Below are 21006 nucleotides of genomic sequence, written 5' to 3'. Positions count from 1 at the left end.
ATGTCTCCTTGCCTGCTCGTTCTTTTGCGTCTAGCGCGCCTGCAGATACGCAGCCACCCGGTCCTTCAGGCCCGGCTGGGCGGCGGAGCGCACCAGGCGGGCAAGATCCGTGTCCGGCGTTTCCGCCGACAGCGCCGCGTACAGCTGGACGCGGCTCGCGCAGCTCAGCGCGGACGCGGCGTCCAGCGCCTCGCGTTCAATGTCGGGCCAGTCCTGCGCGGCGGCGAGGCGGCTGGCGAAGCCGTCCCGCAACGCCTCTTCCGCGCCGAACGTGGCCGCCTGCTCCAGCACCGCGCGCGCCCGTTCCGCGCCCACCAGGGCCGCGTAACGGCGCGTGCCCAGCACCAGGCCGAACTTCAGCCCGGGCATGCGGAACGTGGCGTCCGGCGCGCTGACGCGCCATTTGCAGGCGCCGAACAGGTCCACGCCCGCGCCGAAGTTGCGGCCGTGGGCCAGGCCCAGCGTCAGGCACGGCGACGCCGCCAGCCGCTGCAGCAGCATCTCGATGCGCACGAAGCGCAGCAGCAGATCGCCCTCGCTCTGTTCCTGCCAGCCGCCGAAGTCGAAGCCCGCGCTGAAGTTCCTGCCCTCGCCCTTGAGCACGACGAGCCTGGCGCCCGCGGCCTCGGCCTCGTCCAGCGCGGCGATCAGCGCTTCCACCAGTGCCGCCGACAGGGCGTTCATCTTGTCGGGCCGCGCCAGCGTCAGCACGTGCGCCGCTCCCTGCCTGTCGATGCGCAGGACGTCGTTCATTGCGCCGTCTCCTTGCGGGCCGCGCGCAGCGGGCCCAGCACCTCGTCGTTGTGTTCGCCCAGCGCCGGCGGACGGCGGCGCAAGGCGGTGGTCTGGCCGTCGAAACGCACGGGCAGCCCGAACGTGCGGGTGCGCACGCCGTTGGGCAGGTCCACGGGCTGCACCCAGCCCATGTGTTCCACCTGCGGGTCCGCCAGCACTTCGGAATAGGTGTTGATGGGCGCGCACGGCACCCCGGCCGCGCGGAAACGCGCCAGCCAGGTCTGGGCGTCCTCGGTTTCGAAGATCGCCTCCAGGATCTCGCGCAGCGCCGTCTGGTTGCGCGCGCGGGCGCTGGTATCGGTGAAACGCGGATCGGCCAGCAGATCCTCCCTGCCCACCGTGGCGCACACGCCCTTCCACAAGGCCTGGTTGCCCGCCGCCATGCCGAAGTAGCCGCCCTTGCAGCGGAAGGCCTGGTACGGCGCATTGCGCGGATGCGCCGATCCCAGCTTGACCGGGTCCCTGCCGCTGCCGAAGAACTCCGACGTCTGCAAGGCCGCGATGCCCAGCGTGGCGCCCAGCATGGGCACGTCGATATGCGTGCCCTGCCCGCTGGCCTGGGCCGCGCGCAGCGCCGACGCGATGGCGAATGCGCCGTACAGGCCGGCCGAAAAATCGGCCACGGGAACGCCGCATTTCACGGGTTCGCCGCCGGCCTCGCCGGTCACGCTCATGATGCCGCTCATCGCCTGGATGGTCAGGTCGAACCCGCCTTCCTGCGAACGCGGCCCCGACTGGCCGTAGGCCGAGATCGAGCAATAGACCAGCCGGGGGTTGGCCTCGCGCAGTTGCGCGTATCCCAATCCCAGGCGCTCCATCACGCCGGGCCGGTTGTTCTCGATCAGCACGTCGGCGGACAGCGCGAGCTCGCGCGCCAGGGCCAGGTCGCCGGGGTCCTTCAGGTTCAGCGTCACCGAACGCTTGTTGCGGTTCAGCGACGCGAAGTTCTCGCTATAGCCGTCGGAAATGGGCGGCCAGCTGCGCAGCGTGTCGCCGCCTTCGGGGTTTTCGACCTTGATCACATCGGCGCCCATGTCAGCCAACAACATGCCGCAAAAAGGCCCCGCCGCGACATTGCAAATCTCCAGCACTGTGATGCCGGCCAGCGCCGAACTGGGTGTCATGCCTTACCTCTCGTTATGAAAACTCAATATTTGGGACTAGCAAATCATTATAAAAGCACGCCGCGAAACCGGGCATCATTCAACGCACGCCAGATGCAAGGCCATGAATTGCAGCATGAATCCTAGTGCATTCCCTAAGCCACGTGCTTATTTGTTGACCAGAATATCACCGTATGGAATTCTAAGTAAACCATTTTTTGGAATTCATATCCTATATTTTAGGACTTATGAAGAAACGAGGCCCCGCCCCGACACCAAGGAGACTTCCATGAAGAACACGTGGCGCATCGCCCTGGCGGGCATGGCGCTGGCTTTGGCGGGCGGCGCGGCCGCCGCCGACGCCTGGCCGACCAAACCCATCCGCATGGTGGTTCCCTTCCCGCCCGGCGGGGCGACCGATGCCGCCGCGCGCATCTATGCGCAGCATCTGGGCGACTACCTGGGACAGGGCGTGGTCGTGGAAAACAAGGCGGGCGCGGGAGGCGAGATCGGCGCGGAGTACGTCGCCAAATCCCCGGCCGACGGCTACACCTTGCTGATGGGCGCCGTGGGCAGCCACGCGATCCATGCCGCCATGCCGGACAAGCCCGGCTATGACTTCGGCACCGCCTTCGTGGGCGTGTCGATGGCCACCAGCATGCCCATGGCCGTGGCCGTGAACAGCGGCAAGATCCCCGCGAAGAACATCCGGGAACTGATCGATCTGGCCAAGAGCCGGCCGGGTTCCATCACCTTCGGTTCGGCCGGCCCCGGCACGTCCCAGCACATGGCGGGCGAACTCTTCCAGGTCGTGACGGGCACCCGGCTCATGCACGTGCCCTACCGCGGCAGCGGCCCGGCCATCACGGACTTGCTCGGCGGCCAGATCGACATGGTGATCGAAACGCTGCCGGCGCTGCTGCCGCACATCGCAACCGGCAAGATCCGCCTGCTCGGCGTCACCACGGCCACGCGCGCCACCGCGCTGCCGGACCTGCCCACGCTGGCCGAGCAGGGGGTGAAGGATTATTCCGTCGCCACCACCTACGCGCTGCTGGCGCCTGCCGGCACGCCGCCCGCCGTGGTGGACAAGCTCTCGGCCGGCATGCAGAAGGCCGCCGCCATGCCGTCCGTGCAGCAGGCCGCGCGGAAACTGGGCGCGGACGCCGTGGCCACCTCGCCGGCCGACACCGGCCGGGTGCTCAAGCAGGAAGTGGCGCGCTGGGCCGACGTGGTGCGCTTGTCGGCGGCGAAATGATCAACAGCGGAAACGCAGGGGGCTATTGATCCAGATAGCCGCGCCGATAGCCCATCCCCTGCGAAATGGACTGCGCGCAGGCCGCCACGTCCGGCGCCAGCTGCTTCATCCTGGTCGCGCTCAGGCGGTCCAGCGGACCCGAGATGCCCACCGCGGCCACCGGCTGGTCCAGGCTGTTGAACAAGGTCACGGCCAGCCCGCCCACGCCTTCGCGCCATTCGCCCCGGTTGATCGCATAACCGCTGCGGGCGATTTTGCGCAGTTCGTCCTTCAGCAGCGGCATCGACACGATGGTCGACGGCGTATGGCGCACGAGCTGGTCGGCGTAGCGCTCGACGTAGCCCTCGGGCTGGTAGGCCAGCAGGGCCTTGCCGGTGGCGACGGCATAGGCCGGGGCGCGGCCGCCCACCATGGAGTAGGCGCGTATGGGCTGGGGGCTGTCGATCTTGTCCACGTAGACCACGTCGAAGCCGTCGAGCACGGACAGGTGCACGGTTTCGCCCGTCTGGTCGGCCAGCGTGCGCATGAAGGGAGCGGCCAGCTTGCGCAGGTCCAGCTGGGCAAGCTGGCGCGCGGCCAGCTCGAACAGTCTGACCGAACCGCGGTAACCCCCGCCGTCGTCATCCTTGATCACGTAGCCCGCATGCATGAGCGTCTGCAAGGTGCGGTGCGTATTGCTGCGGGTCAGCCCCACGCGGGCGGCCAGCGCATCGATGCTGCGCGGCGGATCGTCCACGTCGGTGACCGCTTCCAACACCATCAAGCCTTTGAGCAGCGTCTTGTCCATTACATATTTCCTAATATTTAGGACAAAATAGCACGAGACGCCGGGCCCGGCCAGGGTCTAGCGCACGCCGTCCGCGATCGCGGCCCGCACGGCTTGCGAGCGGTCCCAGAGGTTGGGCTGGCTGGCCGAGGAATAGCCCGACACGAACGGCTTGGCCTGGCCGCTGGCCGGGTCATAGACGTGGCGCGACACCGCGCCGATATTGCCGCCGTACAGATGCACGCTGATGGAGACCTGGTCCGCGTGCGCGTTCGAAACCCGGTGGATGTCGCCTTCTTCGGGCGACAGGCGCGCCACGTCGCCGGGGCGCAGGGTCGTGGCCGGGCCGGCCGGCGCCAGGCGGCCCTGGGCGTCGCGCGCGTAGCGCTGGTCGACCTCGGCGCCGCGCAGCATGCCCACATAGCCCCAGACTTCGTGGTCGTGCACCGGCGTGGACTGCCCCGGCCCCCAGACGAAACTCACCAGCGAAAAGCGCTCCAGCGGATCGCAATGCAGCAGGTACTGCTGGTAGTACTGCGGATGCGGCGCAGTGCAGGACTCGGGCAGCCAGTCGTCATGGCGCACCAGGTCGGCGAACGCCGCCTCCAGCGCCGCGCTCTGCCGCAGCCCGTCGGCCGACGCCATGCGCGTGGCCGTGGCAATGAAACCGCGCAGCCGGTCCAGGCCGGTTCGAGAGTCAGGCATTCGTATCTCCAGGTCAGGGGTAAATCCCAGATGAGAAATCCAGTATCCATCATTCGGGACAAATGCGCATCCCGCGGCTCGCCCGCCCCGCCGCCGGCGACCGATTTTTTCTTGACAGGCCCATGCCCGCGCGTGCAGCGTATCGGACTGCCTGCAAGATAGAAAATGAATCCTACGCATCTACAAATTCCCGCCACGCTGGCGCATGCCCTGCGGGCGGCGCGCCGCGTGCTGGTATTCACCGGCGCGGGCGTTTCCGCCGAAAGCGGCATCGCCACCTTCCGCGACGCGCTCACCGGCCTGTGGTCCCGCTTCGACGCGCAGGCGCTGGCCACGCCCGAGGCCTTCAGGGCGCATCCCGACATCGTCTGGGGCTGGTACGAATGGCGCCGCGCCCAGGTGCTGCGCGCCACGCCCAACGCCGCCCACCGCGCCATCGCCGAACTGGCCCGGCACGTGCCGGAACTATGCGTCGTCACGCAGAACGTGGACGACCTGCACGAACGCGCCGGCAGCCTCGGCGTCGCGCACCTGCACGGCAGCCTGCACGCGCCGCGCTGCTCGGCCTGCGGCGCGCCCCAGGCCTGCGCCGATGACGCGCCGCAGGAGCCCGAAGAAGGCAGGCGCATCGCGCCCCCGGCCTGCACGCGCTGCGGCGCGCCGGTGCGGCCCGGCGTCGTCTGGTTCGGCGAAAGCCTGCCCGTCGACGCGTGGAACACCGCCATCCGCGCCGCCGAGCAATGCGACCTGCTGCTGAGCATCGGCACCTCGGCGCTGGTCTACCCGGCCGCCGAGCTGCCGCAGCGCGCGCTGGCCGCCGGCGCCATCGTGGCCCAGATCAATCCGGCCGCCACGCCGCTGGACGCGCGCGCGCACCACAACCTGCGCGGCCCGGCCGCCGAGCTCATGCCCAGGCTGCTCGACAGCGCCGGATTCGGCGCGGGCGGCGGCGATTGAATCGCCCGGCGACGTAAAGATTCGTGAGGATGTTCGGCCCAGGGGAAACCCCAAATCCCACCCCGCCCAGCGCGGGATACAGTGGCGCAATAGGTTTCGGCAGTGGAGATCATCATTCCATTTTCCTGGAGACTTCCCGACGTGTTCGTGCGCTCGCCAGACGGTGTCCTGCACCGCGTGGTGCGCCACGCCACGACCGCTGAAACCATCGCCAAGCTCGAAAGCATGCCCAGCAGCTACCATCTGGACTGCGAATGCAAACTCGACAACGGCGAGACCCTCTGCTGGATCGGCAATGACCGCTACCGCCAATTGAACGGCGGCCAGATCTTCACTGCCGAACCCGCGGTCGCCGCGCCCCATTTCAACGCCCGCAAGAGCGGCTTCGCGGCAGGCGGCGAGCACACACCCGGTAGCAAACCCGACCCGCGCAAGAAGCTTGCCGCGGGCCAGGACCATGTACCATTGGCTGTCGTCAATCTGAAAACCGGCAACGACTGGAGCCTGATACGCGCATGGCGCGAGCATCTCAATATCAGCACCGCTGATATGGCTGCCCGGCTGGGCGTGGATCACTCCATTTACATCGAACTGGAACGGCCGCGACCGCGGCCCCGGCAGGCCATCCTGGACCGCGTATCTGCGGCGCTGGGCGTGTCTCCCGACCAGCTCGACGATTCCTTGTTAGGAGGACATTTCCACTGAAATGTCCGAATGATTCTGGCGTCGCATACCAATGACCCGCGCATGGAGGTGTAAATATGCTCGGCACGGCAAGACGGCTTACCGATGTCCTCGCCACCGCTCCGGATGGCACGCTGTACCGTATCGAACGCTTCGTTTCGGGCCACGATGCGTGCTCCGCAATGGGCACGTCCCGTTTCGATCCGAAGACCCACTGCGTATGCCGCACCAGCGCCGGCGACCAGGTCGCCTGGCTGGGCGGACAGGCCTACCAGCTGCTGAAAAGCGGCACGGCCCTGACGGCGGTGGACCGACGACGGCAACAGTGAACACCGCGTAAAAACAGAAAGCGGCTTGATGATTGCTCATCAAGCCGCTTTTTGTATTGTCCGGATCTTGCCGCGCACATCGCCATGATGCGTGTCGGCATGAAATCGAATTGGCGCGCCCGGCAGGATTCGAACCTACGACCCCCTGGTTCGTAGCCAGGTACTCTATCCAGCTGAGCTACGGGCGCCCCGAAAGAGGCGTGTTTATACCATGAATCAAATAGGCTGCGCAAATCGGCACGGGCCCGCCCATACTTGACCCAGGTCAAGGAAATGGGCGGGCGCCGCGCAGTACGCTGATTGGGTACGCGACGGACCCGCGCCTCGCCGCGGTTTTCATTCCACTTCGACGCGGACCGGACAGCAGGTATCGTCATGGCCAAGAAGTTTCCGCTGCATCCCAAGCACCCCGAACGCATCTGCTGGGGCTGCGACCGCTACTGTTCCACCGATTCCATGGCCTGCGGCAACGGGTCGGGGCGCACCATGCATCCCGCCGAAACGCTGGGCGAGGACTGGTACACGGTGGGCGACTGGGGATTCGACGAAGAAGAAACGCCGGCGCAGAAAACCGTCGCGATGCTCCAGCCCTCGCCCTGAAGACGGCGCCGGACGGATTAAAACCTCCGGCCACATCCCCGCATACCGCGAAACTAGTCCAAATAAACCGGTTCATGCGTGCACCGTTGCGCGGCTGCACAGTTTAAAAAATAATTGGATTTTTTTCGGAGTCGGGCAGATTATCTCGCCAGCGGGAAAAAATACCGTCGCGCCAGCGCGGCCCATCAATTCGACCTACGGAGATCCGCCGCCACGCCTGAATCAATGCGGTCCAACTAGCTTGAAAACAAATCGTTTTTCTGTTTGAAGCCTCACCGAACTTCACAGCCAATTCTTATTGGAGCGATAAAAATGAAGCTGAGCCGTCGCAAATTCAATGCAGGTGGTCTTACCTTACTCGCAGCCGGCACGCTGGCTGGGCCGGCCCGGGCCGCCGACGGGCTGATCGCCGATCTGCCCGAGGGCGATGAACAATTCGGACTGGCGACCGACGCCTATATTTACGCCTACCCGCTGGTGACCATGGAAATGACCCGAAGAGTCATGACCAACGTCGCCGAACCGGAGGGAACCCGGGCGCCGATGGGGCACCTCATCAAGCTGCGCCACTATCCGGACGCCAAATTCCGGGACGTCACGGCGCCGAACGCCGACACCCTCTACACCACGGCCTTTATCGACGTGGGCGACGAACCCTGGGTGGTCAGCCTGCCCGACCTGCACGGCCGCTACGCCCTGTTTCCCATGCTCGACGGCTGGACCACGGTATTCGACGTCCCCGGCAAGCGGACCACGGGCACGGGGGCGCAGACCTTCATCGTGACCGGCCCCGGATGGCAAGGCGCCGTGCCCGAGGGCATGACGCATTACAAATCCCCCACCAGCATCGTCTGGCTGCTCGGCCGCATCTACTGTTCCGGCACGTCCCAGGACTACGCCGAGGTGCACAAGATCCAGGACGAGGTCAAACTCAGCCCGCTGAGCGCCTGGGGCAAAAACTGGACCCCGCCCAAGGGCAAGGTCGATCCGTCCATAGACATGAAGACCCCGGTGCGCGACCTGGTCAACAATATGGACGCGATCGCCTACTTCACGCTGTTCGCCGAACTCCTGAAGCGCAATCCTCCCAACGCGGCCGACGCTCCCATGGTGGCGAGACTGGCCTCGATCGGCATCGTGCCGGGGCAGGACTTCGACCGCAGCAAATTCAATCCCGAATTCGCCCGGCGCGTGCCGCAGGTCGGTTTCGGGCGCATCATGACGCATTTCAAATCCAGCGGCGGCGATATCCAGGAAATCGACGGCTGGGGTTTTACGACCAAGACCGGCATTTACGGCACCAATTATCTGCAACGCGCCCTGGTCGCCGCGATCGGTCTGGGCGCCAACCGTCCGCAGGACGCGATCTACCCCACTTCGCTGCAGTCGGACACCGGAGCGATCAAACGGGCCTATAACGGTTCGGAAAAATACGTCCTGACCTTCAAGAAAAGCATGACCCCGCCGGTCTCCGGATTCTGGTCATTGACCATGTACGACGATAAATATTTCTTCGTCGACAACCCGCTCAACCGCTATTCCATCAGCGCGCGCCAGGCGCTGAAAACCAAGCCCGACGGCTCGATCGACCTGCTCATCCAGCATGATTCCCCCGGCCCCGAACTGGAGTCGAACTGGCTGCCGGCGCCCAAGGGCAGGTTCATCCTGATGATGCGCCTGTACTGGCCCAACGAAAGCGACCCGTCGATCATCAACGGCACCTGGACCATACCCCCCGTCAGGCGGGTGAGCTGATCCCCGCAGCGCGGGAGGGTTTGCGATGAAAAACAAGCTCAGCGGCGGCCTGCTTTGCGGGCTGCTCCATGGCGCGTCCGCGCTGGCGGCGGGCGCGGACGCGCCCGCGCAGCAGGCCGGGCCTTCGGATCAATGGGAGTTTGCGGTCACGCCCTACTTCTGGGCGGCCGGCTTCTCCGGCAAGGTATCCCAGCCGCGCCTGCCCGTCATCGACGTGGACGCGGATTTCGGCAAGCTGTTCGACAACCTGGATTTCGGCGCCATGCTGATCGGCGAAGCGCGCAAGGGCCGCTACAGCATCTTCGGCGACCTGATCTACACCAAGATCGGCACCCAGGGAGACACGCCGCACGGCCTGCTGGCCACCAGCGCCGACGTCAAGACCTCGACCTTCGCCGGACTCATCGGCGCCGGCTATTCCGTGCTGGAAAACTCGCCGCACCAGCTGGACGTGGTCGCGGGCCTGCGGGTGTGGTCGGTCGACACCGACATCACGCTCAAGGGCGCGCACCTCAACGGCAGGAAACGCAGCGACGGCGACACCTGGGTCGACGGCCTGGTGGGCGTGCGCGGAAACTATGCGATCAACCCGAAGCTCTACGTCACGGGCTGGGGCCTGATCGGCGCCGGCGGGGCGCAAGCCGATTGGGACCTGGGGCTGGGCCTGGGCTACCGCGTCAGCAAAAACGTCTCGGCGGCCATCGGCTACCGCGCCATAGGCGTGGACTACAGCCGGGGGGATTTCAAATTCGACGCCGTGCTGCAAGGCCCCATGGCGGGACTGACGATCCGGTTCTAGCCGCGCCACGCAAAACAAAAAGGCCTTCGATCGAGATCAAAGGCCTTTCCATTTTCTTTGCTGTATTGGCCAAATCCGGATTCGGATTTGGCGCGCCCGGCAGGATTCGAACCTACGACCCCCTGGTTCGTAGCCAGGTACTCTATCCAGCTGAGCTACGGGCGCTCCGGCAAAGAGGCAAAATTATATCAGAAAATCTTGCCGTGCTTTTACTGCTTTTTACTGCTTCTACTTCTACTGCGTTTTTGCTTGAACCATCATTCCGATGGCGCGCCCGGCAGGATTCGAACCTACGACCCCCTGGTTCGTAGCCAGGTACTCTATCCAGCTGAGCTACGGGCGCGTGTCAGAGCAAGCCTTGAATAATAGCGTTATTTCAGAAGGCGCGCAAGTCAGGAAGATTGCGCATCGATATCCAGCCTTGTCATCAGCGCCCTCGCCTGCTCGACCACATCCGCGTCGTTGGGCCGGAAATCCATGCGCAGCGCCTGTGGCAATCGGGAGAAATGGGCGTGGCAGCTGTGGGCATAGGCCGGATCGTAATGTTCGTCTATCAGCTCGCGCGCCAGCTCGCGCCGCGCGCCCAGGTCCACCAGCGCCTGCCAGCCGCTGACGCGCTCGCGGCTGTGCAGGCCGACCAGGCGCTGCAGCTGCGCCTTCAGCAACGCGGGATCGTCGAACAGTTGCGCGTAGTCCTGCTGCAGGAACGCGGCCCGGTCCTCGCGGCTGGAGCGCACATCCACGCAAGGGCTGTCATGCATGGCGGCCAGCAGCGCCGCCGGCAAGGCCACCGCGCCGATCTTGCGGCTCTCGGCCTCGACGAACACCGGGCGCGACGGATCGAGCTGGCGCAGCGCCTGCGCCAGCCGCGTATCGAAGCCCTTTTGCGTAGGCTGCGGCACCCCGGCCCACGCCCCCAGCAGGGAACCGCGATGCGCGGCCAGCTGTTCCAGGTCCAGCGTCTGCGCGCCCGCCCTGCCCAGCGCGTTCAGCAGCCGCGTCTTGCCGCTGCCGGTCGGCCCGGTCAGCACGATGTAGCGCAGCGTGCCCGGCAACTGCTCCAGCGCTTCCAGCGTCGCGCGGCGATAGGCCTTGTACCCGCCATCGAGCTGGCGCGCGCGCCAGCCGATCATGTTGAACATGGTCGTCATGGAGCCCGAGCGCGTGCCGCCTCGCCAGCAATAGACCAGCGGGCGCCAGCCCTGCGGCCGGTCCACGAAAAGGCTCTCCAGATGCGCGGCGATATTGCGCGCCACCAGCGCCGCACCGACCCGAGAGGCCTCGAACGGCGAGACCTGCTTGTAGAGCGTGCCGACCACGACGCGCTCCTCGTTGCTCAGCACCGGCGCGTTGATCGCGCCCGGAATATGGTCATCGGCGAATTCGAGCGGCGTGCGCACATCGATGATCTCATCGAAGTCGTCGACCCGGTCGAGCGTGGCGAGCAGGTGTTTCAAGGTGGCGGCGCGAAAGAGGGAAAGCTCGATTCTCTCATGCCGGAAAGAAGGCGGGCGCGCATCGAGGCATGGCGGCTTGCCTTCACAGGAACAATTTGACGATGCCCCCGATCACGACCACTACCGAGATACCCAGCCCGAACGGGTACCAGAATGCCTCGCGGGTGAGCTTGTGTCCCTCCGCATAGAACTTGATCTGTTCCGCAAAGAGCTTGTCGGCTTCAGCGTTGAGCTTGCTGATCTCGGCACGGATTTTTTCCAGTTCGGCGTCTTCCATGTCGGCAACCTTTGCTGTGCTCATCACGGCGGTTCCTTGTTAGAAAAACAGCTTGGCAAAAGCCACCCCCGCGCCGAACATGGCAATGGCGACCGTCACCGGATACCAGAATGTCTCGCGCGTAATCTTGCCGGCCTCGGCGCCTATGCGGAGCGATTCCGCCATCAGCTTGCTGATCTCTGCACGAATTTTCTCCAGTTCAGCTTCTTGCATGTTGGCGACCCCTGTTGTGCCTGTCGTGGCGTTTGCCTGCGAGCGTACGCGGCCGCACGCCGTGCGCCGCCTCCGGAAAAAATTATAGGTATGGCCTGGCGATTCCGAAACCTTCCTCCGGTCCTAGGGGACTGCGTATTTGCCGAGGGAGGCAAGAAAAAACCCGCAGAGCTTACGCTTCTGCGGGTTTTTGGGACATCGCGACGGATCGCGGCGTCCATGTCTGGCGGAGATGGTGGGATTCGAACCCACGATGCAGTTTTTAGCCACATACTCCCTTAGCAGGGGAGCCCCTTCAGCCTCTCGGGCACATCTCCGAAGAGAACGAGATTCTAGCACGACTTTTTTGACTCATGCCGCCGACGGGGCGGCCAGCGCGAAAAAAATCGTGCCGTAGCGCTTGTTCAGGCCTTCTCGGCGGGCGCCTGGTCCAGGCCGAAGGCCTTGTGCAGCGCGCGCACGCCCAGCTCCATGTACTTGTCGTCGATGATGACCGAGGTCTTGATTTCGCTGGTGCTGATCATCTGGATGTTGATGCCTTCCTGCGACAGCGTCTGGAACATCAGGCTGGCCACGCCCACGTGCGAGCGCATGCCGATGCCGACGATGGAGACCTTGGCGACCTTTTCGTCGGTGGACAGTTCGCGCGCGCCCACGGCGGGGATGACTTCGCGCTTGAGCAGGTCCACGGCGCGCGCGAATTCATTGCGGTTCACGGTGAACGAGAAGTCGGTCGTGCCGGCCACGGACTGGTTCTGCACGATCATGTCGACGTCGATGTTGGCGGCGGCGACCGGACCCAGGATGGAGAAGGCGATACCGGGTTTGTCCGGAACGGCCAGCAGGGTGATTTTGGCTTCGTCGCGGCTGAAGGCGATGCCGGAGACAACGGCGGCTTCCATTTTTTCGTCTTCCTCAAAAGTAATCAGCGTGCCCGAGACCATTTCTTCTTCGAGCGGGATGAGCGGGTCGGTCAGCGAGGACAGGACCCGCACCGGCACACGGTATTTGCCGGCGAATTCGACCGAGCGGATCTGCAGGACCTTGGAGCCCAGCGAGGCCATTTCCAGCATTTCCTCGAAGGAAACGACGGCCATGCGGCGCGCTTCGGGCACCACGCGCGGATCGGTCGTGTAGACCCCGTCGACGTCGGTGTAGATCAGGCATTCGTCGGCCTTGATGGCGGCCGCCACGGCCACGGCCGAGGTGTCGGAGCCGCCGCGGCCCAGCGTGGTGATGTGGCCTTCGGGATCGACGCCCTGGAAGCCCGTGACGATGACCACGCGGCCGGCGTCCAGATCGCCGCGGATGCGCGCGTCGTCGATGGCGCTGATGCGCGCCTTGGTGAACGACGAATCCGTGCGCACGGGCACCTGCCAGCCGGCATAGCTGCGCGCCGGCACGCCTTCGGCCTGCAGCGCGATGGCCAGCAGGCCGCTGCTGGCCTGCTCGCCGGTGGCGGCGATCATGTCGAGCTCGCGCGTGTCGGGCTGGGGCGAAATCTCGCGCGCCAGGCCGAGCAGGCGATTGGTTTCGCCCGCCATCGCCGACGGGACTACGACAACCTGGTGGCCGGCGGCGTGCCACTTCGCGACGCGGCGCGCCACGTTCTTGATGCGCTCGACCGAGCCCATCGAAGTACCGCCATATTTGTGAACGATCAGGGACATCTCGTACTCTGGCTGGGAACCCGCCGCAAAAGGTTGACGGGCAAAGCCGTATATTCTAGCGCGACGGTAAAAATTTGCGCAGTTTGTGCAATTTTCCGTCCATGGCGCGGCTATTTCAGGGATTTTCCCGGGGTTCGACCCAGACCCTGCCCCGATGGCAGCGGATGACGTGGCCGGCCTGCTCCACCCGCAGCTGGCGGTCGTGGCCCAGGCTGTGCAGCCCGCGCAGCTGGCGCAGCAGGTCCTGCATGCGGGCCTCGGTCGGCATGCGGGCGCCGTTGCGCTGCAGCCAGTGGCGCAGCACGTGCGCCTGGCGCGCATGCGACAACTCGCGCCAGGCGCGCAGCGAAAAGCTGGCGCCGTCCGGGCCGGGCTCCAGCGACGCGAAATCGGCCTGCGCCACTTCGTCCAGGATTTCGGCCGCCTGCGCCATGTGGCGCGCATGCCGGGCGACGATGGCCCGCCATCCCGGCCAGCGGGCGTCCAGCACGGGCGCCAGCAGTTCGCGCACGGCCGCGCGCGTGTAGCGGGGATCGGCGTTGGTCGGGTCCTGCACCGGGCGCCAGCCGCAGGCCCGCTCGACGGCCTGCGCCGCGCGCAGGATGAGGCCGCGGTCCAGCTCCAGCCACGGCCGCACATAGGCCACGCCGTCGCGCCGCGCGACGGGCGCCATGGCCGCCATGCCCTCGAGCCCGGTGCCGCGCAGCAGGCGCAGCAGCACGGTTTCGGCCTGGTCGTTGCGATGATGCGCCAGCAGCACGTGCGCCGCCCCCGCCTCCCGGGCCAGCCGCGCCAGGGCGGCGTAGCGGGCGTCGCGCGCTGCGGCCTCGATGCCCTTGCCGGCGGCCGCGTCGACCTCGACGCGGGCCTGCGCCAGCGGCAGCGCCAGCAGGTCCGCCAGCACGCGCGTCTGCCGCTCCCATGCGTCGGCGTCGGCCTGCAGGCCGTGGTGCACGTGGATGAGGATCACGTCCATGCCCAGCTGCGGCGCCATGGCGGCCGCATGCACGGCCAGCATGGCCGAGTCCGCGCCGCCGCTCAGCGCCACGGCGACGCGCGCCGGCCGCTCGGGCAAGGCCAGCAGCGCGCGGCGCAGGGCCGCGGCGAGATCGTCGGACAGGGGCAGCGGATGAACTGCGCCCGCCGCGCCCCGAGAGCTGTCTTCGGGAGTCGGGCGGGCGTTCATGATGGGGAACGGCGCGTGGCGCGCAGCGCCGGCGCGAAGCCGGCGCCCGGGCCTCAGGCGCGCACTTCCTGGAAGTTGCCGTAGGACAGCAGGCGCTGCACGCGCTGCTCGACCAGCTGCTCGGGCGTCATGTCCTGCAGCTGGCGCAGCGCATCGCCCAGCGCACGGCGCAGCAGGCGCGCCATGACGCGGGGATCGCGGTGAGCGCCGCCCACGGGTTCGTTGACCACGCGGTCCACCAGACCCAGGTCCTTCAGGCGCGGCGCGATGATGGCCAGGGCCTCGGCGGCCTCGGGCGCCTTGTCGGCGCTGCGCCACAGGATGGAGGCGCAGCCTTCCGGCGAGATCACGGCGTAGGTGGCGTACTGCAGCATCAGCACGGCGTTGCCCACGGCGATGGCCAGGGCGCCGCCCGAGCCGCCTTCGCCGATGATGGTGCAGATCACGGGCACCTTGAGCTCGGCCATGGCGTAGAGGTTGCGGCCGATGGCCTCGGACTGGCCGCGCTCTTCGGCGCCGATGCCCGGATAGGCGCCCGGCGTGTCCACGAAGGTGAACACGGGAATGCCGAACTTCTCGGCCAGGCGCATCAGGCGCAGGGCCTTGCGGTAGCCCTCGGGACGCGGCATGCCGAAATTGCGCGCGGCGCGTTCCTTGGTGTCGCGGCCCTTCTGGTGGCCGATGACCATGCAGGGGGTCCCGTTGAAGCGCGCCAGGCCGCCGACGATGGACTGGTCGTCGGCGTACATGCGGTCGCCGTGCAGTTCATGGAAGTCGGTGAATATTTCGCGCACGTAGTCCAGCGTGTAGGGACGCTGGGGATGGCGGGCGACCAGGGCCGTCTGCCAAGGCGTGAGCTTGGCGTAGATTTCCTTGGCCAGGGTCTGGCTCTTCTGCTGCAGACGTCCGATTTCGTCGGAGATGTCCACCGCCGAATCGGCCTGCACGTAGCGCAGCTGCTCGATCTTGTTCTCAAGCTCGGCTAGCGGTTGTTCGAATTCCAGAAATGTATTGCGCATGTAGTGTGGTTCCGTAGATGGGCTGCCCGGGGTGCGTCAGTACTGGACCGGAGCCGGTTCCAGACTGCGCCACAAATACCAGGTCGCCACGGTACGCCAGGGTTGCCACGCCAACGAGACTTCGCGAGCCTCGAAGCGAGAGACAGGCTCGCCGCTGAAATAGTGTAGCGAGATTGCCTTGAGCAACCCGGGATCATCCAGCGGCAAGACGTCGGGCCGCTGCAGATTGAAAATCAAAAACATCTCCGCCGTCCAGCGTCCGATGCCGCGGATGGCGACCAGCTCGGAAATGACGGCTTCATCGTCCATGGCCGCCCATTTCTCGGGATGCACCCGGCGTTCGCCGAAATGCACGGCCAGGTCCAGCACGTATTCGGCCTTGCGCTGCGACAGCCCGGCGGCGCGCAGGCCGTCGAGGCCGACGCGCAGCACCGCGACCGGCGTGGGGCGCTTGCCCGCCGCGTCGATGAACCGGGTCCAGGCGGTGTCGGCCGCCTTGGGCGAGACCTGCTGCCCGATGATGGCGCGCGCCAGCGTCACGAATGGCGTGCCGCGCGAAGTCAGCCATACCTCCGGGTGCTGGGGGATGATCTTCTTCAGGATGCGGTCGCGCCGCATCAGGTGGGCTACGGCGGCTTCCCAATACTCGGGCTTGGGAATCTCGAGGTCGGCGGTGGACATGGCGGGCGGTTCCTGGCGGCTCACGCGCGACGCCATTGCGTCAGGCCGCCCGGCTTGTCGTCCAGCTCGATGCCGGCCTCGCGCAGTTCCGCGCGGATGCGGTCGGCCTCGGCGTAGTTGCGGGCGGCCTTGGCCGCCGCGCGCGCCTCGATCAGCGATTCGATCGCCTGGGCGTCGAGCGCGCGGCGCTCGCCCTGCTCCATGGCGGCCGCCGAGTAGCGGGTGGGCGACTGGAAGTAGGCCGCCGGCTCCTGCTGCAGCAGGCCCAGCAGGGCGCCCAGCGCCTTCATCTGGCCGGCGCTGCGCGCGCTTTTTTCGCGGTTGGCTTCGGAAGCCAGCTCGAACAGCGCCGCCACGGCGCCGGAGCTGTTGAAGTCGTCGTCCATGGCGGCCTTGAAGGCCTGGGCCTGGGGCTCGTTCCAGTCGATGCCCTGGTCGTCGGCGGGCACGTTCTGCAGCGCCTGGTACAGGCGGTCGAGCGCGTTCTGGGCGTCGACCAGGTTGTCCGGCGTGTAGTTCTGCGGGCTGCGGTAGTGGTTGCGCACGATGAAGAAGCGCACCATCTCGGCCTCGCGCGGATTGACGCGGTAGCTGGACTGGTCGGCCGCCGGTTCGTCCTGCGCGATGGTCTGGCGGATGGTGCGGAAGTTGCCCAGCGACTTGGACATCTTGTCCGAGTCGACCATGAGCGGGCCGCAGTGCATCCAGATATTGGCCAGCGTACCGCCGAAGGCGCCCTCGGTCTGGGCGATTTCGTTTTCGTGGTGCGGGAATTTCAGGTCCGGCCCGCCGCCGTGGATGTCCAGCGGCAGCCCCAGCAGGGCCTTGCTCATGGCCGAGCATTCGATGTGCCAGCCCGGCCGGCCCAGGCCGTAGGGCGACTCCCATTTGGTGTCGGCCGGCTCGTCTTCCTTGGCCGATTTCCAGAGCACGAAGTCGAGCGGGTCGCGCTTGGCCGAGCCCACCGCCACGCGCTCGCCGGCGCGCAGGTCGTCCAGCGTCTTGCCGGAGAGCTTGCCGTAGCCGGGGAAGCCGCGCACGGCGTAGTTCACGTCGCCGTCGTCGGCCTGGTAGGCCAGGCCGTTGCGTTCCAGCTTGCCGATGATGTCCAGCATCTCGCCCACGTACTGCGTGGCGCGCGGCTCGCGGTCCGGCGTGGCCACGCCCAGCGCGCGCTCGTCGGCGTGCATGGCGTCGATATAGAACTCGGTCACTTCGCCGATGCGGCGGCCGGTCTCGACCGCGCGGCGGATGATCTTGTCGTCGATGTCGGTGATGTTGCGCACGTAGTCGACGGCCAGCCCGCTGGCGCGCAGCCAGCGCTGCACCACGTCGAACGACACCAGCATGCGGGCATGGCCCAGGTGGCAGAAGTCGTAGACGGTCATGCCGCACACGTACATGCGCACCTGGCCGGCCTGGGCCGGCTTGAACGGTTCTTTGGTACGCGATAAGGTGTTGTAGATTTGCAGCATGGCGCGTGGTTCGGCTTTGTTGTTCGGCTCAGCAGTTCGGCTTTGTTGTTCGGATGAGTTTTCCGTGGCGGACGCGGAAAAAAGATGCCATCGAAGGACGATACCCCCGACGCCAGCATCCGGGTTGGACGAGAGTCAAAACCCAACCGGGGCTAAAATGGTGGTCGTCAAGTATAGCAAGCGGCCCGGTCGCGCGCGTAAGCGCCGGCCAGCCACGACTTTTAACGGATGACCACGTGACTATCAAGCCGCGCCTACGCGTCGCCCTGCTCGCCCTGGCCCTGGCGGGCGTTCCCGCTGGAGCCTCTCTTGCACAGTCCATGGCCGGCGGCGGGGGCGCGAACCCCAACGCCAACCGGACCACCCTGGACCCCATCCCGCCCGAGGGCGGCTGGGACAGCCTGGCCAACATGCTGGAAGCGATCAAGCCCGGCGTCGACACGCGGCTGATGCCTTCGCCTTCGCAGATCACCACGCACATCGAACGCCTGCTGAACCACGGCGACAACGAAGAGGCGCTCGCGCTGATCGAGAAACGCCAGGCCGAGATCAAGGGCCAGCGCGGCACCGACGTGCAGCTGATGTTCCAGCACGCGCGCGCCCTGGCCGCCCTGAATCGCACCAACGAGGCCATCGACGTCTACACCGAGATGACCACCGAATTCCCCGAGCTTCCGGAACCCTGGAACAATCTGGCCGCTCTATATGCAAGCCGCGGCGAGCTCGATCGCGCGCAGGACGCCCTGCAAATGGCGCTGCGCGCCGATCCCGGCTATGCCGCCGCGCGCGCCAATCTGGGCGACCTGCAGCTGCTGCAGGCGCTGAGCACCTATAGAAAGGCCGCCCGCGAAGGCGTGCCGGGCGCGCAGCAAAAGGCCCAGGAAGTCGAAACCATGTTGAAGGATAAACAAGGCAAATGATGTCCCGTTTTTCTCCTCTGCACCTGCTGCGCCTGACGGCGTGCTCGTTCGCGCTGGCCGCTTTCGCGCCGGCGCTCGTCAGCGCCGCTCCGGCGGCCAATTCCTCCACCTCCACCTCTGAAGGCACAAAAGCCATGAGCACCAACCCCCGCGTCAAGCTTCAAACGAACCAAGGCGACATGGTCATCACCCTGGATGCCGCCAAGGCTCCCAAGACCGTCGAGAACTTCCTGACCTACGTCAAGGAAGGCTTCTACAACGGCACGGTGTTCCACCGCGTGATCGATGGCTTCATGATCCAGGGCGGCGGCTTCGAACCGGGCATGAAGCAGAAGCAGACCCACGCCCCCATCGAGAACGAAGCCAACAACGGCCTGAAGAACGACAAGTACACCCTGGCGATGGCCCGCACCAGCGATCCGCACTCGGCCACGGCGCAGTTCTTCATCAACGTGTCCAACAACGACTTCCTGAACTTCACCGCCCCCACGCCCAACGGCTGGGGCTATGCCGTGTTCGGCAGCGTGACCGAAGGCACCGACGTGGTCGACAAGATCAAGGGCGTGAAGACCGGCAACAAGGGCTTCCACCAGAACGTCCCCAACGAGGACGTCATCATCGAGAAGGCCGAAGTTCTTGAATAAGATCAGCCTGCCCGGCCCCATCTGGCTGGCGTCCGACCTGCACCTGGGCCCGGCCACGCCGGCCACCCTGGAGGCCTTCACGGCCTTTCTGCAGGCGGCGCGCGAAGAAGCCGCCGCCCTGCTGCTGCCGGGCGACATCTTCGACGCCTGGATCGGCGACGACGTGATCCGCGCCGCGCCGCCGTGGCTGGCCACGGCGCTGACGGCGCTGCGCGAGACCGCCGCGCGCATCCCGGTGTGGCTGGGCCGCGGCAACCGCGACTTCCTCATCGGCGAAGAGCTGGCCCGGGCGCTGGGCGCCCACCTGCTGCCCGAGCCCGCCCTGCTGGAAACGGATTTCGGCCCCATCCTGCTGACCCACGGCGACGAGTTCTGTACGGACGACGCCGCCTATCAGCAGTTCCGCCAGATGGTCCGCAATCCGCGCTGGCAGGCCGAGTTCCTGGGCAAGACCATTCCCGAACGGCTGGCGATGGCGCAGCAGGCCCGCGGCGAAAGCCAGGCGGCCAACCAGGCCAAGTCGATGGAGATCATGGACGTCAACCCCGGCGCCATCGAAAAGGTCCTGCGCGACACGGGCGTGCGCGTGCTGGTGCACGGCCACACCCACCGCCCGGCCCGCCACGTGCTGGACGTCGACGGCCGCAAGTGCGAACGCTGGGTGCTGCCCGACTGGGACTGCGACCACGTCAACCCGCCGCGCGGCGGCTGGCTGGTCATCACGTCCGACGGCCCGGAGTTCTACGACCTGGAACCGTAAGCCCCATCGGCCGGTCCGAGCCGGCATCCGTCCATGGGACGGATGCCGGCTTTTTCATTTGCGCGCAAGCGGACCTCAGCGCGTGAATATCCACGCGGCCACCACGCCGCCGAACACGATCCGGTACCAGGCGAACACGCGGTACGTATGGTTGGCGACGAAACGCAGCACGGCTCGCACCACCACCATCGCGCTCAGGAACGCCGCGACGAAGCCCACCGCGATGCCCGACAGGTCCTGCTGGGTCAGCAGGTCCATGTTCTTGTACATGTCGTAGACCGCCGCGCCCAGCATGGTCGGCATGGCCAGGAAGAACGAGAATTCGGTCGCCGTCTTGCGCTGGATGCCGGCGATCATGCCGCCGATGATGGTCGCACCCGAGCGCGAGGTGCCCGGGATCATGGCCAGGCACTGCGCCACGCCCACGCCCAGCGCCTGCTTCCAGGAAATCTGCTCCAGCGTGCGGGCCGTGGCGCGCTCGTCGGAGGCGGTGTCGTCGGCCGCGCCCGGCTGGTCGCCCGGCGTGTGATGGGTCTTGCGCTCCACGTACAGCATGATGAGCCCGCCCAGCACCAGGGTCACGACCACCACCGCCGGGTGGTAGAAGATGCTCTTGATCGACTTGATGAAGATCGCCCCGATCACGGCGGCCGGCAGGAAGGCGATGATCAGGTTGCGGGTGAAGGCCACCTCGCTGGGCACGCCGGTCAGCGTGCCGCGCGCCAGCCGCAGCAGGCGCGCGCGGAACACCCACATCACCGCCAGGATGGAGCCCAGCTGGATCACCACCTCGAAGACCTTGCCCTGGCTGGACTCGAAATTGATCCAGTCGCCCACCAGGATGAGGTGGCCGGTGCTGGACACCGGGATGAATTCCGTCAGGCCCTCGATGACGCCCAGGACGAATGCTTTGATCAGGTATAGCGCGTTGTCGGTCACGATACAGGTTCTGT

Annotated in this window: 23 protein-coding genes and 4 tRNA genes; 10 read left to right on the top strand and 17 right to left on the bottom strand. The window is 66.4% G+C overall.

Going from position 1 to position 21006, the window contains the following annotated elements:
* Positions 1–30: 30 nt before the first annotated feature.
* Together AC1IQ6_RS08990 and AC1IQ6_RS08985 are read right to left on the bottom strand one after the other, a co-directional pair.
* Complete coding sequence (locus AC1IQ6_RS08990; protein ID WP_485866180.1) at positions 31–753, bottom strand: enoyl-CoA hydratase/isomerase family protein; 723 nt, start codon at positions 751–753, stop codon at positions 31–33.
* Complete coding sequence (locus tag AC1IQ6_RS08985) at positions 750–1919, bottom strand: CaiB/BaiF CoA transferase family protein (protein ID WP_102772499.1); 1170 nt, start codon at positions 1917–1919, stop codon at positions 750–752. The genes AC1IQ6_RS08990 and AC1IQ6_RS08985 overlap by 4 nt, the downstream gene beginning before the upstream one ends.
* A gap of 268 nt (positions 1920–2187) precedes the next feature.
* Here AC1IQ6_RS08985 and AC1IQ6_RS08980 point away from each other — a divergent pair, with 268 nt between their 5' ends.
* Complete coding sequence (locus AC1IQ6_RS08980) at positions 2188–3156, top strand: tripartite tricarboxylate transporter substrate binding protein (RefSeq protein ID WP_102772500.1); 969 nt, start codon at positions 2188–2190, stop codon at positions 3154–3156.
* A gap of 22 nt (positions 3157–3178) precedes the next feature.
* On the opposite strand, the gene AC1IQ6_RS08975 is transcribed toward AC1IQ6_RS08980, so the two are convergent.
* Both AC1IQ6_RS08975 and AC1IQ6_RS08970 read right to left on the bottom strand, forming a co-directional pair.
* Positions 3179–3943, bottom strand: coding sequence for an IclR family transcriptional regulator (locus AC1IQ6_RS08975; protein WP_111824600.1), 765 nt, complete (start codon positions 3941–3943; stop codon positions 3179–3181).
* A 57-nt stretch (positions 3944–4000) separates the two neighbouring features.
* The gene (locus tag AC1IQ6_RS08970; protein WP_111824599.1) at positions 4001–4627 is read right to left on the bottom strand and encodes a cysteine dioxygenase family protein; all 627 of its coding nucleotides are present in this window, start codon (positions 4625–4627) and stop codon (positions 4001–4003) included.
* A 165-nt stretch (positions 4628–4792) separates the two neighbouring features.
* Between AC1IQ6_RS08970 and AC1IQ6_RS08965 the strand changes: the two genes are divergently transcribed.
* From AC1IQ6_RS08965 to AC1IQ6_RS08955, 3 genes are all read left to right on the top strand, one after another.
* Positions 4793–5584 (top strand): SIR2 family NAD-dependent protein deacylase, encoded by a 792-nt coding sequence (locus AC1IQ6_RS08965; protein ID WP_111824598.1) that lies wholly within the window; start codon positions 4793–4795, stop codon positions 5582–5584.
* A 102-nt stretch (positions 5585–5686) separates the two neighbouring features.
* Complete coding sequence (locus tag AC1IQ6_RS08960) at positions 5687–6289, top strand: helix-turn-helix domain-containing protein (protein WP_102772504.1); 603 nt, start codon at positions 5687–5689, stop codon at positions 6287–6289.
* 161 nt (positions 6290–6450) lie between these two features.
* Positions 6451–6597 carry a hypothetical protein gene (locus AC1IQ6_RS08955; RefSeq protein ID WP_246842339.1) on the top strand — a complete coding sequence of 49 codons (147 nt, stop codon included), beginning with the start codon at positions 6451–6453 and terminating at the stop codon, positions 6595–6597.
* Between the two features lie 111 nt (positions 6598–6708).
* Here AC1IQ6_RS08955 and AC1IQ6_RS08950 read toward each other — a convergent pair.
* Positions 6709–6785: transfer RNA gene (locus AC1IQ6_RS08950), tRNA-Arg, on the bottom strand.
* A 187-nt stretch (positions 6786–6972) separates the two neighbouring features.
* On the opposite strand from AC1IQ6_RS08950, the gene AC1IQ6_RS08945 reads away from it, so the two are divergent.
* From AC1IQ6_RS08945 to AC1IQ6_RS08935, 3 genes are all read left to right on the top strand, one after another.
* The gene (locus AC1IQ6_RS08945; protein ID WP_111824596.1) at positions 6973–7197 is read left to right on the top strand and encodes a DUF3079 domain-containing protein; all 225 of its coding nucleotides are present in this window, start codon (positions 6973–6975) and stop codon (positions 7195–7197) included.
* A gap of 312 nt (positions 7198–7509) precedes the next feature.
* Positions 7510–8952, top strand: coding sequence for a DUF1254 domain-containing protein (locus AC1IQ6_RS08940; RefSeq protein ID WP_485866179.1), 1443 nt, complete (start codon positions 7510–7512; stop codon positions 8950–8952).
* Between the two features lie 25 nt (positions 8953–8977).
* A complete protein-coding gene (locus tag AC1IQ6_RS08935; protein ID WP_479731383.1) occupies positions 8978–9751 on the top strand; it encodes a hypothetical protein in 774 nt (257 codons plus the stop codon).
* An 88-nt stretch (positions 9752–9839) separates the two neighbouring features.
* Here the strand turns inward: AC1IQ6_RS08935 and AC1IQ6_RS08930 are convergent.
* The 11 genes from AC1IQ6_RS08930 to cysS form a co-directional block, all read right to left on the bottom strand.
* A tRNA-Arg gene (locus AC1IQ6_RS08930) sits at positions 9840–9916 on the bottom strand.
* Between the two features lie 101 nt (positions 9917–10017).
* A tRNA-Arg gene (locus AC1IQ6_RS08925) sits at positions 10018–10094 on the bottom strand.
* A gap of 49 nt (positions 10095–10143) precedes the next feature.
* Complete coding sequence (mnmH, locus tag AC1IQ6_RS08920; protein ID WP_485866178.1) at positions 10144–11208, bottom strand: tRNA 2-selenouridine(34) synthase MnmH; 1065 nt, start codon at positions 11206–11208, stop codon at positions 10144–10146.
* 82 nt (positions 11209–11290) lie between these two features.
* Positions 11291–11509, bottom strand: coding sequence for a hypothetical protein (locus AC1IQ6_RS08915; RefSeq protein ID WP_485866177.1), 219 nt, complete (start codon positions 11507–11509; stop codon positions 11291–11293).
* Positions 11510–11524: 15 nt separating this feature from the next.
* On the bottom strand, positions 11525–11698 hold the full coding sequence (locus AC1IQ6_RS08910; RefSeq protein WP_168202092.1) for a hypothetical protein: 174 nt from the start codon (positions 11696–11698) through the stop codon (positions 11525–11527).
* Between the two features lie 224 nt (positions 11699–11922).
* Positions 11923–12015: transfer RNA gene (locus AC1IQ6_RS08905), tRNA-Ser, on the bottom strand.
* A gap of 87 nt (positions 12016–12102) precedes the next feature.
* Positions 12103–13368: an aspartate kinase gene (locus AC1IQ6_RS08900; RefSeq protein WP_102772511.1), complete on the bottom strand. Its 1266-nt coding sequence runs from the start codon at positions 13366–13368 to the stop codon at positions 12103–12105.
* A gap of 115 nt (positions 13369–13483) precedes the next feature.
* Positions 13484–14464, bottom strand: a complete 981-nt coding sequence (tilS, locus tag AC1IQ6_RS08895) for a tRNA lysidine(34) synthetase TilS (protein WP_485866558.1) — start codon at positions 14462–14464, stop codon at positions 13484–13486.
* A gap of 143 nt (positions 14465–14607) precedes the next feature.
* Positions 14608–15573: an acetyl-CoA carboxylase carboxyltransferase subunit alpha gene (locus tag AC1IQ6_RS08890; protein ID WP_102772513.1), complete on the bottom strand. Its 966-nt coding sequence runs from the start codon at positions 15571–15573 to the stop codon at positions 14608–14610.
* 36 nt (positions 15574–15609) lie between these two features.
* Positions 15610–16254: a DNA-3-methyladenine glycosylase family protein gene (locus tag AC1IQ6_RS08885; protein ID WP_209166910.1), complete on the bottom strand. Its 645-nt coding sequence runs from the start codon at positions 16252–16254 to the stop codon at positions 15610–15612.
* A gap of 20 nt (positions 16255–16274) precedes the next feature.
* Positions 16275–17729, bottom strand: coding sequence for a cysteine--tRNA ligase (gene cysS / locus AC1IQ6_RS08880; protein WP_485866176.1), 1455 nt, complete (start codon positions 17727–17729; stop codon positions 16275–16277).
* Between the two features lie 236 nt (positions 17730–17965).
* Between cysS and AC1IQ6_RS08875 the strand changes: the two genes are divergently transcribed.
* The 3 genes from AC1IQ6_RS08875 (at position 17966) to AC1IQ6_RS08865 (ending at position 20053) form a co-directional block, all read left to right on the top strand.
* Positions 17966–18649 (top strand): tetratricopeptide repeat protein, encoded by a 684-nt coding sequence (locus tag AC1IQ6_RS08875; RefSeq protein WP_485866175.1) that lies wholly within the window; start codon positions 17966–17968, stop codon positions 18647–18649.
* Between the two features lie 134 nt (positions 18650–18783).
* Entirely contained in the window at positions 18784–19293 is a 510-nt protein-coding gene (locus tag AC1IQ6_RS08870; protein ID WP_111825512.1) for a peptidylprolyl isomerase, read from the top strand.
* Positions 19286–20053 carry a UDP-2,3-diacylglucosamine diphosphatase gene (locus tag AC1IQ6_RS08865; RefSeq protein WP_102772516.1) on the top strand — a complete coding sequence of 256 codons (768 nt, stop codon included), beginning with the start codon at positions 19286–19288 and terminating at the stop codon, positions 20051–20053. Before AC1IQ6_RS08870 ends, AC1IQ6_RS08865 begins: the two co-directional genes overlap by 8 nt.
* 75 nt (positions 20054–20128) lie before the next feature.
* Here AC1IQ6_RS08865 and AC1IQ6_RS08860 read toward each other — a convergent pair whose 3' ends face one another.
* Positions 20129–20992 (bottom strand): undecaprenyl-diphosphate phosphatase, encoded by an 864-nt coding sequence (locus AC1IQ6_RS08860; protein WP_102772517.1) that lies wholly within the window; start codon positions 20990–20992, stop codon positions 20129–20131.
* Positions 20993–21006 lie beyond the last annotated feature (14 nt).

The sequence above is a fragment of the Achromobacter sp. MUI-25009338 genome, from assembly GCF_057359325.1.
This window is presented reverse-complemented; position numbering and strand designations above follow the sequence as displayed.